The sequence below is a fragment of the Gymnodinialimonas phycosphaerae genome, assembly GCF_019195455.1.
GTDB lineage: Bacteria > Pseudomonadota > Alphaproteobacteria > Rhodobacterales > Rhodobacteraceae > Gymnodinialimonas > Gymnodinialimonas phycosphaerae.
Genome location: NZ_JAIMBW010000001.1, coordinates 1,857,082 through 1,872,852 on the forward strand (window position 1 = coordinate 1,857,082; position 15,771 = coordinate 1,872,852).

A 15,771-nucleotide genomic window follows, 5' to 3' on the forward strand; every position below is an offset into this window, starting at 1 on the left:
CACGTTCACAACAGCGATCTCTTGGCACTCTACCCACTACAATCGAAGCCAGCGCCTCACGGATCTCACTGTGCGCTAGGAGGGGCTATCGCACAAAGCTCCGGGCGATGGCTGGCAGATCGATTCGTGCGCCAACGCGGGTAGCCAACAGGTATAGCCCGCCGATCTTGCGTTGCAAAAACAGGGTGTCGGCGGGCGGAATGTGCCACAGCTCGCGCTCCTGCCCAATCACCTGGCCCCGCTGGCGCAGTTGATCGGCGAGGGTCGAGGTGGCGAAATCGAACGTTTCCGCCCCGCGCAGGGCGCTGAAACCCAGCTCGGCCATGTCGAGGATCGCGTCCCGTTGGGCCTTGCTTAGGTCGGGTTTGATGAAGCCGATCCCCGCCAGTTCCACCATGATGTCGTCGCGCATCCCTTCCAGGCCCGCCTGCAGAAGGCGTCGGTGCCCTTGGGCGAGTTCCTCTGGGATATCGCGCGCCGCCCCGAAATCGAGCAGCACGATCTGCTCGGTCTCGGCGCGCCATTGGTAGTTGGCGAAGTTCGGGTCGGTCTGCATGACGCGAAAGTCGAACAATTCGCGCAGACACAACTCGATTAGCGCGCTGGCGGCCCGGTCGCGCACGGCGGGGGCGGCCTCGGACAAGGCTTCGATCGGGGCGGATGGCTCGAAACTCATCGCCAGTGCGTCGCGGGTCGAGAGATCCGGGCGATGGTGGGGCACGATGAAGCGGGTATCGTCCTCCAGCAGGTCCGCGAAGCGGCGCAAATAAGAGCCTTCACGTACATAATCCGCCTCTTCATGGAGCTGTCGGCGCGCCTCTTGCATCAGCGGCGCGATGTCCAACTCGCGCGGCCACATCCCAGACCATCGGATCAATGCGGCGGCATTGTCCAGATCGCTGTCAATCGAGTTGCGAACCCCTGGATATTGCAGCTTCAACGCCAGCCGCATGCCATCGGCCGCCGTGGCGCGGTGCACTTGACCGATGGAGGCAGCAGCAAGGGGCTGCGGGTCGAAGCTGTTGAACTTGCGCCGAAATTCGCTGCCATAGACCGCTTCCAGCACGGATTTCAGTTGCTTTGGGGGCATTGCGTCGGCCTCCGCCCGCAGGCGGGCGAGGATCTTTGCCAATTCCGGCGGCAACACGTCTTCGCTTTCCATCGACAGCAGCTGACCCAGCTTCATCGTGGCGCCACGCATTTCGGCCAGTCGCTCGGTGATGCGGGTGATGTTGCCAGGCGTCAGCATCAGCGCCGCCATATCGGGCCGTTCTCCGCGCAAAGCTGCGGCCGCGCGCCCCACGGCGGCACGGCTGGCGAGCCCCGTGGCCAGGCCGCCCATGCGCGCGAATCGTGCCACGCGTCCCGTGGGGACGGCATTCGGGCGCAAGGTGGGTGGCTGATTGGTCATGGCGGATCCAGTGAAGACGGCGGGCTAGGTTAACACCTAGCGCGGTCCAACCGCCTGCAAAGGGAGGCGCTTAGGACGGCCGCGCCATTCCCCCTTCGTGCGCCAATGCATAGCGTCCGCGCCCCGCCTTCTTCGCTTGGTAAAGCGCGCCATCGACGTCGGCCAGAACCTGTTCGATCGACGGGCGTGTCAGGTATTGCGCCGTCGAGACGACACCGATGCTTGCAGAGACGCGGCAATCGTTGTTTTCGAACCGAACAGGTTCTTGAATCCGCTCTATCAGGCGGGTTGCGATGCAGCTTGCGACTTCCGGGGCCAGGGCGGGGCGCAGGATGATCAGAAACTCATCCCCCCCCACCCGCGCGGGAAAATCAGTGCGCCGCAATTCGTAGCCGAGGATGCGGCCGACCGCGACCAGAACGGCATCGCCCGCCGCATGGCCGTAGGTGTCGTTGACGTGTTTGAAGCGGTCGAGATCTATGTTCAGCAACGAGAATTCATGGCTACGCTCCACCAGTAGGTGGTGCAACTCATGGTCCATGGCCCTGCGGTTGTTCAGACCCGTCAGAACATCCGTGCGTGCCTGGCGTTGGGCCGCGGCATGGGCCGCTTGCAGACGTTTTGACAGGTGCCGCGATAGCCCGGCGGTGGAGGAATTCGCCTCGTGCAGGTACAAAAGTTCAATCGTCTGATCACAGGGCGAAAAATCATGGAGCGTCAGGGAAAAATCGCTGACCGCGCGGGCGAAGGACAGACCCAGCGAGATGTCCAGGATCATCCCATCGCCCCCCGGCAGCGGCATCAGCACGGCGCGCAACGGCAGATGATCCGAGGTTTTCGGCACCAGCGACAAGCGGCGTCCCGCCTGAGCGATCATACCGGCGAAATCCGTGACCTCCGCCGGGCGGCGCAGGTCGAACACCTCTAGCAAGGGGACGCCCGTCACCGGTGCGCCGCGCAGGATCTTGGCAATCGTCGGACCGACGTGGCGAATGCGCCCTTCTGCATTCAGCGCCACGTGCATGGGCATCAGCACATCAAGGACAGCCAAAGGCAAGTTCAAACCGGCTGTGCTGCCGGCGACATGCATATTCATAGGGCTGCCTCCGCCAAGACGAACGCGCGTCCTTCGGCGTGATGCGAGTCGTGGATCTCGATCCGCAGGCAGTCGAATTCACCCTCTGGCGCGCCAAGGTCTAGGGATGCCAGTGCGCCATAATCGTCAGCCATGGCGCGCAAGGCCCCCAGCAGGATGGCACCCACACCCGGCAGCTTCCACCGCGCGCGCAGCTCAAACTGTGTGGCATCAACCTGCCTTACAAAGATTTCCGGCATCTCGATATCCGGGATCGCCATGCGCCCGCGGTCGGCCAGTTCATCCAACGACAGCACGAATTCGGTGAAACTGGCGCCCCCGAAACGCAGCAGTCGGCGCAATGGATCAAGCGGGGGATGAGTGATCAGGAAGGTGCCCAGATCCTCCAGCACCGATTCCTCGTCCTGATGCATCGTCTGCGCCACGGCCTTGAAGCAGGACAGGGTCAGCACGTCCCTGTAGTGCAGCATCGCCTCGAATTCATCGATACGCAGATCGGCGATGGTTCGCACCTCGGCCCACACGTCTTTCCCGTAGGTTTCGACAATGAACGCTTGAAGGGCGCGATTTATCATCCCGTGCATGACTAATCCGCTTCCTCTCGCAGGTGGTGTTCAAGGCCACGCTACGCGAGAGAGGTAAACAAATGATTTGCACTCGCAGGGTTCAAAAGTCTGTCGGCGCACCGCCTTCGGATTTGCGGCGCGCGACAAAGTCGGCCAACTCGTCGCGGATCGCGATATCCATTGGCGGCGGCTCGAATTCGCCCAGGATCGCCTTGTAAGTCTTATGCGCCCGCTCCGCCGTCCAGACCGCGCCATCCAGACGCCAGGCCTCGTAGTTGCGCCAATCCGACAGGAACGGGCCGTAGAAGGCCTCTTGGTAGCGGTCTTGGGTATGCTGGCAGCCGAAGAAATGCCCCCCGGGGCCGACTTCATTGATCGCATCGAAGGCCAGATCGTCTTCCGTCACGCCCAGCATCTGAGGCTCGAAATAACGTTGGATGTGTTGGATAACTTCGCAATCCATCACGAACTTTTCGGGGCTTGCGATCAGCCCGCCCTCCAGCCAACCGGCGGCGTGGTAGACCATGTTGGCCCCCGATTGCACCGCCGACCACAGCGAATTGGACGTCTCCCACATCGCCTGGCCGTCGGGCACATTGGCCGCGCAGACGCCGCTGGCGCGCATCGGCAGGCCGTAGAATCGCGCCATCTGGCCGGTCATTTGCGTTGCGCGCATGTATTCCGGCGTGCCGAACGCAGGCGCGCCAGACTTCATATCGACGTTCGAGGTAAACGTCCCGATCGCCACCGGGCAGCCGGGTGCGATCCATTGCAAGAGCGCGATCGCCGCCAGGCCTTCAGCAAGGCTCAACGACACTGCGCCTGCCAGCGTCACCGGCGCCATGGCACCGGCCAGCGTGAAGGGCGTCACCACCACCGGCTGCCCCCGCCGCGCCAGCCGCATCGCCCCGTCAAGCATCGGGAAGTCGTGCTTCAGGGGGCTTACCGAGTTGATGTTGGTATACATTCGAGGCGAGGCCTCGAATTCCTCGTGGGTCAGACCGCCTGCGATCCGAACCATTTCCATAACGTCTTCGACGCGCTCCTTGCCCAACGAATAGGCATGGGCGACCTTGTCGGTCAGTGTCAGCTTCTCGAACAGGCAATCGAGGTGGCGGACGCTGGCATGAACGTCAATCGGCTCTACCGGGTAACCGCCCGCGAAGTGGATGCAGTTGAAGTACTGGGTCAGCTTGATGAACTCGACATAGGTCTCCATGTCGCCGGGACGTTTGCCGCGCTCCAGATCCCATGCATTGGGTGGAGATGAAACGTTGCCAAACAGCATGACATTCTCACCCATGATCAGCTGCCGATCCGGATTGCGCGGGGTGATGGTATAGCTCGCGGGCGCGCGCGCGACCATTTCCTGCACGAATTCCGGGTCGAAAAAGACGTTCTGCCCTTCCACCTTGCAGCCCGCCTCACGTAGGTAGCCCACGGCCTCCTCGTTGAGGAACTCGATCCCGATCTCCGACAGGATCCGCATTGCGCCTTTGTGCAGGGCCTCGACGCCCTCGGGTGTCAGAGGCTCGGTCGGGCGGTCATTGTTGCGGGGCAAACGCCAAGGTTGCTGGTCGATGACATGGGCCGCCGCGCGTGCGGCGCCTGCGGCTCGGCCACCGGCACGGCGACGACGGGTGGGGCTGGCTTCAGTCATGGGTCAGGCTTTCGAAAGGAGGCGGTCAGGACCTCGACCATCACCCAGTCCCCCCTGCCCGCGTTTGGCGGATAGCGACGGAGAGGCGTCGTATTTGACCCATCGCCCCGTTACCGCGTGTCAAGCCACCCCGCCAACGCCGCGATGTCCGGCAGCACGGCGTCCGCATGGGGCGCCAGATCCTCGGCCGTGGCCACGCCGGTCAGGACTGCGACGCAGGTGAACCCCGCCGCGCGGCCCGCATCCATGTCGTGGGTGCTGTCGCCCACCATCACCAGCGCCTCCGGGTGGATGCCGGTGGTCTGGGCGAAGGCCAGGCACATGCCGGGATCTGGCTTGGCTCCGAACCCGCTGTCGAAGCCACAGACCAGATCGAACACATCCAGCGCGTCCTGCGAGGCCAATTGCGCTTTCGCCGCCACTTCCGCGTCATTCGTGGCAACGCCCAGCTTAAGGCCCCGGTCGCGCAGTGCTGCCAATGTGGCGCGCAACGGCACCGCCGGAGCCAGCGGCGTCTTCGCCGCCTCGCCCACCAGGAACCTGTGAACATCCTCCAGGCGGCGACCGGGCAGATGCGCCACGATCGCCTCCGAGACATGGTGCGCCGGGCCTGCAATCACAAAGCTTTCGGGGCGGAATTTCCGCGTCGGGCGGTCATATTCCAGCGCATCCGCCAATCTCTGGCCCAGCGCGCCGTCGCCCTCCGACAGCACCTCGATCATCCGATGCGCCCAGGCGCCCCAGGTCTTCTGGAAGTCGAACAGCACGCCGTCCTTGTCGAACACGATCCCGTGAATGTCCCGGTGCCGCATGCTCACGTCCAATTCGGCAAATCTCCGCCGGGCAAGGCCGCTCGGATCATCGCGAAATCATGTGCCGCGATCCCCGTGGCCTCCGCCCCTTGCAGGACCCATGCGTCATCCATCAGAAGGAAATCCATAACGGAGGCCAGAAATTCCGGCTCTCCGGCGCGCGCGCGCAAATCGTCAACGCCCACGCCTGTCGCCCCCATGAACTGCGGCAGGATCTCCTCCTCACCTGCCAACCACGCCAGAAGGGACAGCGCGCGGGTCTCGGCGAAATCTTGCTGCATCCTTTTAGGTCCATTTCTACATAAAGGGTTTGTTAACTATTCGGGTTCAAATTCCCTATGTCTACAAGGTTCAACCTGAGCTAGATGTAGTTGTCAAATGAGGTGAGGTGCAAATGGCGGGGCGAATTCTTGTCGTTGACGACGTTGCGACCAACCGGATCGTGATGAAGGTCAAACTCACTGCGGCGTGCTACTCGGTCGAGCAGGCCGAAAATGGGGCCGAGGCGCTGAAAGCCGCCCGTGACACCAAACCGGACCTTATTTTGCTGGACGTCATGATGCCCGACATGAGCGGGCTGGACGTCTGCCGCGCCCTCAAAGCGGACCCTGAAACCGCTGACATTCCCGTCATCCTGATTACCGCGCTGTCGGATCGTGCCGCCAAGATGGACGGGCTGGAGGCGGGGGCCGACGATTTTCTGACCAAGCCGGTGGAAGAGATGACGCTGCTGGCGCGCGTCCGCTCGCTGTTGCGGGCCAGCGATTCTGTGCGCGAACTGCGGGCGCGCGATGACACCGTCTCGGCCTATGGCTTCGCCGAGGCCGCCCTGGGCTTCCAGGGCAAGGCACGGCCGGGACGCATCGCCTTGGTCGCCCCCGGCCGCCGGGGGGCCGTGCTTTGGAAAGCCGCCATCGATGACCGCATTGGCGGCGACGTGCGGATCATTCCGCGTGAGACGGCCCTGATGCAGACCGCCGGCAATGGCGACGAGCCTGATGTCTTCGTGATTTCCGTCGATCTGGCGCAACGTAACGAAGGCTTGCGGCTCTTGTCGGATCTGCGCTCTCGTCCCGGCACACGCCATTCGGCCACCGTGATGATCCTGCCCGAAGGCGACAGCGAGCGGGCGGCGATTGCGCTAGACTTGGGCGCCAATGACGTGCTGCACGACCCGTTCGACGCGCAGGAACTGGCAATCCGCATTTCGGCCCAACTCGACCGCAAGCGCCAATCCGACCGGATGCGTGCAGGCGTACGCGCCGGCCTGGAGGCCGCAATCACCGATCCGCTAACAGGCCTCTACAATCGCCGCTTCGCCCTGCACCGGATGGGGCAGATCATGACCCGCCCTGGCAACCCTCCCGCCGTGATGATGATCGATCTGGATTACTTCAAGGACGTGAACGACACCTACGGTCACGCGGCCGGCGACACGGTTTTGCAGCAGGTCGCCATCCGCCTGCGGGGCCAGTTGCAGGCCAATGACCTGCTGGCGCGCATCGGGGGCGAAGAGTTCCTCGTAGTCCTTTCCGGTGCCGACGCGCGCAGCGCCATGGAATGCGCCGAGCGTCTTCGCACCTCCATCGGCAGCACCAGCTTCGATCTGGGCGGCGACAGTTTCCCCGTGCGCGTCACCGCCAGCGTTGGCCTGGCATTGCCCGGCGACCATCGCGACGAGGCGACCACGCCGGAGGCGTTGATCCGCAGGGCCGACCGGGCACTCTACGGTGCCAAAGCCCATGGCCGGGATCAGGTCAGTCAGATGTGCCACAACGCCGCGTAGCGTCGTTGCACATGGGAGCGGCCGCGTAGTGGTGCCGCATATGCCAGTCGCCGCGTCAGCGGCGCCCGGCGACCCGGCGCATCGCGCGGGCCAGACCATCGGCCAGCGCTTCGCGCTCATCCGCACTCATCGTCTCGATCTGAGCCAGAAGCGCATCGTGGCCCGTCTCCTGCAACGACACCACCACCGTGCGCGAACGCGCGAAGGCCTCTTCCACGGTCGCCCGGTCAAACGGCTCCGCGCGCAGCGCGCGCTCCACGTCACGCAGCGCACGCCCAATTTCGCGGCGTTCCTCTCGCAATTCCAAGCCTGTGCTCTCGATCCGCCCGCGCAATTCGGCGCGATCCGCGCGCGACAGTGCGCGCTCGAACGGGCTCAATCCCAGCGCCCGCAGCGCGGGCGAGCTTCCGATCCGATCCGGTCCGCCATCCGCGCCTATTACTGCTCCCCCGATCAAGCCCGCCACCGCAAGGTTCAGCGCCAATGACGCCGCGAGGGCGATCTTCACCCACCGCCCCTTCCGAGGTGTGTTGTCTTCAGACATCCCCGTCCTCCGTCCATAAATCACCCACATCCGGGGTGAAATCATATGCGCTGATCCCCAAGGACACCGTGTCACCTTCCAACAGGCCCGCCACGGTGTCTGGCGAATAAAGCCCCACCGCAAGGCCCATCACCCCCGCCGCCGTGATGCCCGACACCGCGCTCCAACCGCCGATGGCACCCAACAGCCCAGCCAACCAAGAGCCCCGAGGCGCGGTCGCCACGGGCGGCACCTCGGCCTGCACCGCCGCCGCATCCGCCAGCACACGGGCCATCAGGTCCGAGCCCGGACCCACGCCCTTCGCTTCGGAAAACAGGGCGTCCAGCCCGTCTTTTTCGTGCTCATGCGTCATAACCCAAGGCCTCCTTCTGATCTTCAAGCGCTGACTTGAGCGCTCTCTTGCCGCGTGCGGTCAGGCTTTCCACGGCCTCCACGCCGATATCGAGGGCATCGGCGATCTCGGGGTTCGACAACCCCTCGATATGGCGCAATACCACCGCTTGTCTCTGCCGTTCCGGCAGCGTGGCCAGGGCGGCGTCCAGCGCCTCCATCCGACCCTTGTCCTGCATCTGTGCCTCCGCGCCGGGCGCGTCAGCGGCATAATCATCGTCACCAAGTTCGACCGAACGGCCTGACTTGCGCAATCGGTCTACGCAGAGGTTCGCCACCACCTTCTGCAACCAGGTCGAGGGCTTGGCCGCCCCGTCCGTGCGCCACTGGGCCGCCGCGCGCCACAGGCGCAGCATGGCGTCTTGCGCCACGTCCTCGGCGTCGGACCGGTTGCCCAACACCCGCGCCGCATGGCGAAAGGCGCGCGGCAACAGGCGCTCGGACAACAGCCGCGCGGCCTCTGGGTCGCCATTGGCAAACAGGACCATCAAGGCGCCGTCGTCCAATGCCCCAAGTTCTGTCTGGGCCGTGCTCATGCAGTCTGTTTAACCTGCTCTCAGCGCTGAGGGAAATGGGGCCCACCACGTCCGGCGGGCCCCCTCCTTTTGTCGTCTTAGCCGCGGTCGCCCTTACGGCGGCCCATCCGCTCCAGCATCTGGGCCACGGCCGCGTCGAACTCTGCTTCGGTGACTTCACCGTCACCGTCGGCATCCATCCGCTCGAACATCCGTTCCGGGTTCGGGCCACCGCGCCCGTCGCGACCGCCCCGGCCGCCACGATCCCCGTGGTCACCGCGCCCGTGGCCGCGACGCCCTTCACGGGCCTCTTCCATCTCGGCCATGCTCAGTTGTCCATCGCCATCGGCATCGGCGCGCTCCAGCAGGCGATCCACACGGGTTTCCATGCGCGCAGCACCCTGGGCCAGCAATTCTTCGCGCGACAAGGCACCGTCTCCGTCCGTGTCGGCGGCTGCAAAGCGGTTGCTGCCTGCGGCCTGCATCTCTTCCAGCGTCACGGTGCCACTGCCGTCCGCGTCCAGTTCCTGGAAGATCATGCGGGGCGGTCCTTGGCGGTCGCCGCCGTCCTGGGCGAATGCCGGGGCAGTAAGGGCCGCTGGGATCATCAGCGCCAGGGCGCCGGCTTTGAGAAGTGTCATGCGAGTGTCTCCTGTTTTTTGCTCGTCTGACAAGTCTCACGGGGGGGCGGGGCGGTTCCGTCGAATTAATTTGCCGAAATGCTTTGTACCCCCGCCTGCCCCCCAACCTGCCCCGCGCGCCCACGTCGCGGGCCCCCCCCCTTTACGCGCCCGCGCGCGCGGGCCATTTTGGCACCATGACAACAGACCTCCATTCCGCCCTGCCCTCTGACGAGGTGCTTTACACGCCCGCCCCGCCGGAGCGTCCCACCTGGCCCGCGATCCGAAAGGGGCTGGCCCATCGCTGCCCCAACTGCGGCGAGGGTGCCTTGTATGAGCGCTATCTGAAACTGCGCCCCGCCTGCGCGCACTGCGGCGAGGATCTCAGCCATGCGCGGGCTGACGACGGTCCGGCCTATTTGTCGATCCTGCTGACCGCCAAGGTCATGGGGACCTTGCAATTGCTGGTCTATGAGATGTGGCAGCCCTCGGCCTGGGTCATGGCCATCAGTTTCGGCATCGGCGTGACCGCGATGGCGTTGGCGCTGTTGCCCCGCTTCAAGGGGCTGATCGTGGGTGTGCAATGGGCCAAGCGGATGCACGGGTTTTGAGCGACAAGACCGCGATCCGCGATGCGGCCACGGGCATCGTGTTGCGCGATGCGGCCACGCGCCCACGGGTGTTGATGGGCCAACGCGGCAAGGACGCCGCCTTCATGCCCTCGAAGTTCGTTTTTCCCGGCGGGGCTGTCGATGCCGTGGACGCGACGATTCCCTTCGCACGTCCCCCGGCGTCTGAGTGCGCCACGCGCCTGTCGCTGGATGGGGCCAATGCCGACGCCCTGATCGCCGCTGCCGTGCGCGAGATCTGGGAAGAGGCCGGCCTGCTTTTGGGCGCGAAAGACGCCCGCGCCGCCGCGCTAGACGCTCCCAAGGGCTGGCGCGGTTATTTGGCGACGGGCCACCTGCCCGACGGGGCTGCACTGGAATATATCTTCCGCGCAATCACCCCTCCGGGGCGGTCACGGCGCTTTGATGCCCGGTTTTTCCTTGTGAATGCCGATGCCCTGGCCTCGGACCCGGACGATTTCACGGGCGCGGAGGATGAGTTGAGCCACTTGCAATGGATCCCCCTCGACGAGGTGCGCAGCTACGACATGCCCTTCATCACCGAAGTGGTTCTGGCGGAATTGGCGGCGAAGGTCGAAGGCCGCGCCGCACCAGGCGTTCCGTTCTTTGACAACGCGACCACCGAAAGCCGGTTTCGGCGGCTCTAAGGCATTTTGGTCTTGCTCCCGACCGCACCCGCTGGGGGCTAGCCCCCAGACCCCCAGAGTTTTTTGGGCAAGATGAAGTATCAGAGCCCCTAGTTTCGCAGACCCGCCCACAGGATCAGGGCGAGGGACGCGATAATCAGGGCGATGCCGATGACCTCGTTGCGGCTGGTTTTCTCACGCAGCCAGAACGCCGAGAAGGCGAAGGTGAAAAGCAACTCGATCTGGCCCAACGCTTTGACGTAGGCCGCCGTTTGCAGGGCAAAGGCGATAAACCAGCCCATCGATCCGAGCATCGAGGTGAGACCCGTCAGCGATGATATCCGCCAAGAGGCGATCACGGCGGTGATCTGTCCCGGCTCGCGGATCGCGAGCCAGAGGCCCAGCAGGGCGGTCTGGATGAAGGTGGCCGTCAGCAGCGCCAGCGCGGCGCGCAGGGGGGCGTCTCCGCCCTCCAGACTCAGGATCGCACCCCGGTAGAAGACGGCCGAAACGCCAAACAACAGCCCCGAGGCCAAGCCATAGCCCGACGCCGCGTTGAAGACGCGCGCGGTCCACGGCAGGCCTATTTCCTTCGGCGGGTCCGAGAGGACCAGCACGCCCGCAAAGCCCACGCCGATCGCGATCAACACCGGGCCCGAGACGGCCTCGCCCAACACCAGAAGACCGATGAGCGCGGTCAGCAGAACCTCGGATTTCTTCAACGTGATGCCGACGTAGAAGTTGCGACGCGCAAACAGCGCCACAACGCAGGCCGTGGCCGTCATCTGCGAGATGCCGCCGATGATCACATAGGGCCAATAGCCCGTCCCGATGCGCGGCATGTCCTGCCCGCTCATTGCGAGGTAGCCCAGGAGCGCGAGCCCCACCAGCGGCACCGAGAAGGCGAACCGGGCCCATGTTGCGCCGCCGGTCGACAGCGTCGTGACCTTCAGCTGACGCTGAAGCGCAAACCGCATGTTCTGCATGAAGGCAGCGAAAATGGTGGCGGCGATCCAGAGAGGCATGGGCTTGCATGGGCCGTGGCGGCGCGATTGCCAAGCGATTTTTGCCGACGGCTATGGCGGAGGGTAAAGCGGATGGGCCACGGGATCTTTAGCGCGCAGCAGATGCTGGCGGAAGATCTGGCCGTAGCTGGCATAGCGGTAGCCGTCGTTGCACTGCAGATAGCGTGCGCGATTGGCGGCATAAAGGCCCGGCAGGCGATACCACGGCGCCTTGGGATGCATGTGGTGGACGACGTGGAAGTTGTTGTTGAGGAACAGGAAGGCGAGCGGCCCGCGATCTTCGACAATGACCGTGCGGCCGCGCGCTTTCTCATGGGCCTGATGCTCTAGGAAGGTGCGGATTTTCAGCACTGCCAGAGCGCCGTAGCAGGCGATAAGATAGACCCACAGCGGCGTTGGCGAGGCCATCACCAGCGTCACGATCGGCACCAACGTGGCAAGGTGCACCGTCCACCCCATGGCTACCCCCGGCGCGTGGCTCTGGCGCGCGTCGGCCACCATGAAGGTGATCTGCCCCAGCAAGGGGCCGACCAGCATCCGCCCCAGAAGCGTGTTGTTGATCGAAAGCACGGCACGGGCCGCCCAAGGCAGCCGCGCCCAGACCGCCGGGTCCAGGTAGTTGCTTTCGGGATCGTCGTAGGGGTCCGTCAGGGTGGCGTCCCGATGGTGCGCCAGATGCGTGTCGCGGAAGCGCAGATAGGGAATGGCAAGGTTGAGCGATCCCATCACCAGCGCCTCCGACAGCGCCCGGTTGGCGAAAGGATGGCCGTGCAGCACCTCGTGTTGCAGCGATGATTGCAGGGCAATCACCGGAACCAGCAGGATCAGCGCCAGCCCCCAGGGCAACAGGAACAACGCCCCGCCCCAAACGGCGTAGCAGGCGATGATCAGGGCCAGCGTGGGCCACCGGATTGACATCGGTCTTCCTTGATCAGGGATGAGGTAACGCGTCTGTGATATGCCGACTTGCATGTCAGGAGGAGTCAGGGTTTTCTCCACACAAACCCAACGATGCTGGATTTATTCAACAATGCTGACAATACCGGACAAACGCAGCCGCGCCCAGACGTTACGCGACCGCCTTGGCGGCGCGCTCACCGCCTCTTCGCTCAGCCGGGCCGCCTTGGCGCGGGCAGTGGGCGTTGACCGCTCCACCATCACCCAGATGCTGGCCGAGGATGACGCCCGCATGCCCGGCGGCCATGTGGTGGCCTGTTGCGCGCAGGCGCTGGATGTCTCGGCGGACTGGCTGCTTGGCCTGACGGACAAGCCGGAACAGGTGGGCAAATTGCTCGCCTCCAGCCTGTCGATTTCCGAGACCGGGCGCGCCACGACGCTGGACGACCAGATCTTCGAGTGGCAGCGCGAGGCTGAGGGCTACAAGATCCGCCATGTGCCCGCGACGCTGCCCGATATCCTGAAAACGGATGCAATGTTGCGCTGGGAATATGCGCCACTGACCCACCGCCGCCCCGATGAGGCGATCCAGGCGGCCGCTGCGCGCCTCGATTTTCTGGCGCTCACGCTCAGCGATTACGAGATGGCGATGCCGGTGCACGAATTGGAAAGCTTTGCACGGGCCGAGGGCTATTACACCGGCCTCAGCGCCCGGATCCGGGCCGAGCAGCTTGACTGGATGGCAGAGATCTATGACCGCCTCTACCCTGGCCTGCGGGTGTTCCTTTACGACGCGCGCACCACCTTTTCCGCGCCGGTCACGGTGTTCGGGCCGAAAATAGCCGTGATCTACATGGGCCGCCATTACCTCGCGTTCCGCGACCGGGACCGGGTGCGGGCGATGACGCTGCATTTCGACGGGCTGGTGCGCGAGGCAGAGGTTGCCTCGCATACGTTCATGGACAGGCTAAAGGCATTGCGCGGCGCGCTTTAGCGCTGCGCCACGTAGCGCTGGAACCCCTCGGGCAGGGGCAGATTTCCGTGGGCGGCCCTTGCCTTGGCAAGCCAATTGGCGATCGGCTTGGGTGGCGGGGCCGAGGCACGGGCGCGCAGGTCCATGTGCAGCAACAGCTGTTCGCCAGTGGCACACAGAACATCGCCCACCCACATCTCATGCCACAGGTGCAACTTCTTGCCGCCGCCTTCGATCACGCGGGTGGTGACGCGCAGGGCGTCGCCGATATTGACCTCACCCAGATGGCGGATATGGGTCTCCACCGTGAAAACCGACACGCCCTCCTGCACCGCCAGCGCATCCATTCCCGCCCATTCCAGCATCTGGTCGGCCGCCTTCGAGAAGGCGCGCAGGTAATAGGATTCGTTCATGTGGTTGTTGTAGTCGACCCACCCCGGCGGCACCGCTTGCGCCAGTGTGACCGGCGGGTTTGGCGCGGCCGGGTCTGGTGCGGGCAAGCCGCCGCCGGTCAGGGGCGGTGCGCTCAACAGCGCCGCAACAGGGCCCGCCAGGCCTTCGGCCAGGGCGCGGTGGCCGTCGGCATCCAGATGCACGCCGTCCACCGGCGAGACAGCCATATGGTCGCCAGCCGAGGCGAATGCCACCTGCGCCCGTGCCGCTGCCGCCTCCATATGCGCCGCCATCCCCTGCTGCCGCGCCTCAGCCCCCGCAAAGGCATCGACCAGGACGCCGGTTTCTGTGACCGGGGCAGGGCATACCACCAGTATCTTTGCGGCGGGCAGCAGCGCCCGCGTCATCCCCACCAACCGCTCCACCGACTTGGCGATATCAAAGGCCGAGGTCGCGAAGCGGGGCTTCAGGTCGTTGGTGCCCAGCATGAGGATCACCAGATCCAGCGGGGCGTGGCTCATCAAGACTGCGGGCAAGACCGCCGCGCCGTTGCGCGCGCCGCCGTCGATCGGATCCTCATGCACCGTCGTGCGCCCCGGAAGGCCCTCGGCAATCACCCGGTGCCCTGTCAGCGACGCCAGCACATCGGGCCAGGGCACGCCTGGTGCGAAGCGGTCCGATTGGCCCAGAACGGCCATCGGAACGGTGCCGTGGGTGTTGCTGTCGCCGTAGATGAGAATGCGGGCCATGGGATCAGTACGGCATCGGGTGTTGGCGGTGGGTCTCGTTCAAATCGTCCATGACCTCTTCGGAAAGGACCGTATCCTTGCCGTCGATGATATGCGCCAGTTGCGCCGAGGTCGTGGCCCCGAAGATCGTGGACACCGCGAAGGGCCGCTGCACGGTGAAGGCCAGCGCCATGTGCACCGGGTCGATCCCGTGCTTCTCTGCCACCGCCACATAGGAATCCGCCGCTTTGAGCGCGCGTTCTGTCTTGCGCCCGCCCAGTTCCGGCGTCAGGGACATACGGCTCCCCTTCGGCACTGCCCCGCCACTGTATTTCCCGGTCAGAAGCCCCGTGGCGAGCGGCGAGAACGCCAGCAGCGTCACCTTCTCGTGGAAGGACAACTCGCCCATATCGGTGTCGTAGACCCGGCACATCAGAGAGTATTCGTTCTGCATGGTCTGCACCCTCGGCAGGCCATGCTCCTCGGCCAGCCGCAGCCATTGTGCGGTGCCCCAGGCGCTTTCGTTAGACAGGGCGAAGTGTTTGATCTTGCCTGCCTTTTGCGCTGCCGCTGCCGCCTCCAACACGTCGCGCATGTTGTCGAGGATCTCGGCCCGGTCGCCCTTGGGGGCATAGGTCCAGTTCTGGCGGAACATGTAGCTGCCCCGGTTGGGCCAGTGCAGTTGATAGATGTCCACGTAGTCCGTCTGCAACCGCCGCAGGGACCCCTCCAGCGCCTCGGTGAAGGTCGCGCTGGTGATCGGCTGGCCGAACCGCACGAAGCCCTCATTCAGGCCCGAGATTTTCGTTGCCAGCTTGTAGTCGCCCCGCCGCGCCTTGTTCCGGGCGTTCCAATTGCCGATGACTTTTTCCGTCTCGCCTACCGTTTCGGGGCGGACCGGGTTGACCGGGTACATCTCGGCGGTGTCGACGACGTCGATCCCCGCCTCCAGCGCCATATCCATCTGGTTATGGGCATCGGCCTCAGGCGTCTGGGTGCCCCAGGTCATGGTGCCAAGGCAGTAGTCAGTGATCGTCTCGGAGGTGCTGCCAAGGGGGATCGCTCGCATGGGATGGTTTATCCTTTGAAGGGGGCTGTTG

Annotated in this window: 18 protein-coding genes; 4 read left to right on the top strand and 14 right to left on the bottom strand. The window is 64.7% G+C overall.

From position 1 onward, the window contains the following. Positions 1 to 85: 85 nt before the first annotated feature. From KUL25_RS09145 to KUL25_RS09170, 6 genes are all read right to left on the bottom strand, one after another. Positions 86 to 1,360: an ABC1 kinase family protein gene (locus KUL25_RS09145; protein ID WP_257892661.1), complete on the bottom strand. Its 1,275-nt coding sequence runs from the start codon at positions 1,358 to 1,360 to the stop codon at positions 86 to 88. A gap of 121 nt (positions 1,361 to 1,481) precedes the next feature. Next, on the bottom strand, positions 1,482 to 2,507 hold the full coding sequence (locus KUL25_RS09150) for a diguanylate cyclase (RefSeq protein ID WP_257892662.1): 1,026 nt from the start codon (positions 2,505 to 2,507) through the stop codon (positions 1,482 to 1,484). After that, positions 2,504 to 3,091 (bottom strand): heme NO-binding domain-containing protein, encoded by a 588-nt coding sequence (locus KUL25_RS09155; protein WP_257892663.1) that lies wholly within the window; start codon positions 3,089 to 3,091, stop codon positions 2,504 to 2,506. The genes KUL25_RS09150 and KUL25_RS09155 overlap by 4 nt, the downstream gene beginning before the upstream one ends. An 82-nt stretch (positions 3,092 to 3,173) precedes the next feature. Further along, positions 3,174 to 4,733 (bottom strand): trimethylamine methyltransferase family protein, encoded by a 1,560-nt coding sequence (locus tag KUL25_RS09160; protein ID WP_257892664.1) that lies wholly within the window; start codon positions 4,731 to 4,733, stop codon positions 3,174 to 3,176. Between the two features lie 110 nt (positions 4,734 to 4,843). Then, positions 4,844 to 5,545, bottom strand: coding sequence for an HAD family hydrolase (locus tag KUL25_RS09165; protein WP_257892665.1), 702 nt, complete (start codon positions 5,543 to 5,545; stop codon positions 4,844 to 4,846). A 2-nt stretch (positions 5,546 to 5,547) separates the two neighbouring features. Then, positions 5,548 to 5,826, bottom strand: coding sequence for a DUF3572 domain-containing protein (locus KUL25_RS09170; protein WP_257892666.1), 279 nt, complete (start codon positions 5,824 to 5,826; stop codon positions 5,548 to 5,550). A gap of 113 nt (positions 5,827 to 5,939) precedes the next feature. Between KUL25_RS09170 and KUL25_RS09175 the strand changes: the two genes are divergently transcribed. Then, the gene (locus KUL25_RS09175) at positions 5,940 to 7,331 is read left to right on the top strand and encodes a diguanylate cyclase (RefSeq protein ID WP_257892667.1); all 1,392 of its coding nucleotides are present in this window, start codon (positions 5,940 to 5,942) and stop codon (positions 7,329 to 7,331) included. Positions 7,332 to 7,386: 55 nt separating this feature from the next. Here KUL25_RS09175 and KUL25_RS09180 read toward each other — a convergent pair whose 3' ends face one another. From KUL25_RS09180 to KUL25_RS09195, 4 genes are all read right to left on the bottom strand, one after another. Continuing rightward, positions 7,387 to 7,875: a periplasmic heavy metal sensor gene (locus tag KUL25_RS09180; protein WP_257892668.1), complete on the bottom strand. Its 489-nt coding sequence runs from the start codon at positions 7,873 to 7,875 to the stop codon at positions 7,387 to 7,389. Next, the gene (locus tag KUL25_RS09185; RefSeq protein ID WP_257892669.1) at positions 7,868 to 8,227 is read right to left on the bottom strand and encodes a hypothetical protein; all 360 of its coding nucleotides are present in this window, start codon (positions 8,225 to 8,227) and stop codon (positions 7,868 to 7,870) included. The genes KUL25_RS09180 and KUL25_RS09185 overlap by 8 nt, the downstream gene beginning before the upstream one ends. Then, complete coding sequence (locus tag KUL25_RS09190) at positions 8,217 to 8,801, bottom strand: RNA polymerase sigma factor (protein ID WP_257892670.1); 585 nt, start codon at positions 8,799 to 8,801, stop codon at positions 8,217 to 8,219. The genes KUL25_RS09185 and KUL25_RS09190 overlap by 11 nt, the downstream gene beginning before the upstream one ends. A 77-nt stretch (positions 8,802 to 8,878) precedes the next feature. Continuing rightward, a complete protein-coding gene (locus KUL25_RS09195; RefSeq protein ID WP_257892671.1) occupies positions 8,879 to 9,421 on the bottom strand; it encodes an EF-hand domain-containing protein in 543 nt (180 codons plus the stop codon). 176 nt (positions 9,422 to 9,597) lie between these two features. On the opposite strand from KUL25_RS09195, the gene KUL25_RS09200 reads away from it, so the two are divergent. Together KUL25_RS09200 and KUL25_RS09205 are read left to right on the top strand one after the other, a co-directional pair. After that, positions 9,598 to 10,011 carry a DUF983 domain-containing protein gene (locus tag KUL25_RS09200; RefSeq protein ID WP_257892672.1) on the top strand — a complete coding sequence of 138 codons (414 nt, stop codon included), beginning with the start codon at positions 9,598 to 9,600 and terminating at the stop codon, positions 10,009 to 10,011. Further along, positions 9,984 to 10,676, top strand: coding sequence for an NUDIX hydrolase (locus KUL25_RS09205; protein ID WP_257892673.1), 693 nt, complete (start codon positions 9,984 to 9,986; stop codon positions 10,674 to 10,676). Before KUL25_RS09200 ends, KUL25_RS09205 begins: the two co-directional genes overlap by 28 nt. An 89-nt stretch (positions 10,677 to 10,765) precedes the next feature. Here the strand turns inward: KUL25_RS09205 and KUL25_RS09210 are convergent, their stop codons facing one another. Together KUL25_RS09210 and KUL25_RS09215 are read right to left on the bottom strand one after the other, a co-directional pair. Next, positions 10,766 to 11,680: a DMT family transporter gene (locus tag KUL25_RS09210; protein ID WP_257892674.1), complete on the bottom strand. Its 915-nt coding sequence runs from the start codon at positions 11,678 to 11,680 to the stop codon at positions 10,766 to 10,768. 51 nt (positions 11,681 to 11,731) lie between these two features. Further along, a complete protein-coding gene (locus KUL25_RS09215; protein WP_257892675.1) occupies positions 11,732 to 12,598 on the bottom strand; it encodes a fatty acid desaturase in 867 nt (288 codons plus the stop codon). Between the two features lie 112 nt (positions 12,599 to 12,710). Here KUL25_RS09215 and KUL25_RS09220 point away from each other — a divergent pair, with 112 nt between their 5' ends. Beyond that, the gene (locus KUL25_RS09220) at positions 12,711 to 13,571 is read left to right on the top strand and encodes a helix-turn-helix domain-containing protein (protein WP_257892676.1); all 861 of its coding nucleotides are present in this window, start codon (positions 12,711 to 12,713) and stop codon (positions 13,569 to 13,571) included. Here the strand turns inward: KUL25_RS09220 and KUL25_RS09225 are convergent. Then, positions 13,568 to 14,692 carry a thioesterase family protein gene (locus KUL25_RS09225; protein WP_257892677.1) on the bottom strand — a complete coding sequence of 375 codons (1,125 nt, stop codon included), beginning with the start codon at positions 14,690 to 14,692 and terminating at the stop codon, positions 13,568 to 13,570. The two genes, KUL25_RS09220 and KUL25_RS09225, sit on opposite strands and share 4 nt — an antisense overlap. A 4-nt stretch (positions 14,693 to 14,696) precedes the next feature. Then, positions 14,697 to 15,740, bottom strand: a complete 1,044-nt coding sequence (locus KUL25_RS09230; protein ID WP_257892678.1) for an aldo/keto reductase — start codon at positions 15,738 to 15,740, stop codon at positions 14,697 to 14,699. Positions 15,741 to 15,771: the final 31 nt, after the last annotated feature.

Coding starts and splice junctions, on each gene's coding strand:
- KUL25_RS09170 (WP_257892666.1), bottom strand. CDS start 5,826: ATGCAGCAAGATTTCGCCGAGACCCGCGCGCTGTCCCTTCTGGCGTGG.
- KUL25_RS09165 (WP_257892665.1), bottom strand. CDS start 5,545: ATGCGGCACCGGGACATTCACGGGATCGTGTTCGACAAGGACGGCGTG.
- KUL25_RS09150 (WP_257892662.1), bottom strand. CDS start 2,507: ATGAATATGCATGTCGCCGGCAGCACAGCCGGTTTGAACTTGCCTTTG.
- KUL25_RS09175 (WP_257892667.1), top strand. CDS start 5,940: ATGGCGGGGCGAATTCTTGTCGTTGACGACGTTGCGACCAACCGGATC.
- KUL25_RS09190 (WP_257892670.1), bottom strand. CDS start 8,801: ATGAGCACGGCCCAGACAGAACTTGGGGCATTGGACGACGGCGCCTTG.
- KUL25_RS09195 (WP_257892671.1), bottom strand. CDS start 9,421: ATGACACTTCTCAAAGCCGGCGCCCTGGCGCTGATGATCCCAGCGGCC.
- KUL25_RS09205 (WP_257892673.1), top strand. CDS start 9,984: ATGGGCCAAGCGGATGCACGGGTTTTGAGCGACAAGACCGCGATCCGC.
- KUL25_RS09230 (WP_257892678.1), bottom strand. CDS start 15,740: ATGCGAGCGATCCCCCTTGGCAGCACCTCCGAGACGATCACTGACTAC.
- KUL25_RS09185 (WP_257892669.1), bottom strand. CDS start 8,227: ATGACGCATGAGCACGAAAAAGACGGGCTGGACGCCCTGTTTTCCGAA.
- KUL25_RS09210 (WP_257892674.1), bottom strand. CDS start 11,680: ATGCCTCTCTGGATCGCCGCCACCATTTTCGCTGCCTTCATGCAGAAC.
- KUL25_RS09225 (WP_257892677.1), bottom strand. CDS start 14,692: ATGGCCCGCATTCTCATCTACGGCGACAGCAACACCCACGGCACCGTT.
- KUL25_RS09215 (WP_257892675.1), bottom strand. CDS start 12,598: ATGTCAATCCGGTGGCCCACGCTGGCCCTGATCATCGCCTGCTACGCC.
- KUL25_RS09180 (WP_257892668.1), bottom strand. CDS start 7,875: ATGTCTGAAGACAACACACCTCGGAAGGGGCGGTGGGTGAAGATCGCC.
- KUL25_RS09155 (WP_257892663.1), bottom strand. CDS start 3,091: ATGCACGGGATGATAAATCGCGCCCTTCAAGCGTTCATTGTCGAAACC.
- KUL25_RS09220 (WP_257892676.1), top strand. CDS start 12,711: ATGCTGACAATACCGGACAAACGCAGCCGCGCCCAGACGTTACGCGAC.
- KUL25_RS09160 (WP_257892664.1), bottom strand. CDS start 4,733: ATGACTGAAGCCAGCCCCACCCGTCGTCGCCGTGCCGGTGGCCGAGCC.
- KUL25_RS09200 (WP_257892672.1), top strand. CDS start 9,598: ATGACAACAGACCTCCATTCCGCCCTGCCCTCTGACGAGGTGCTTTAC.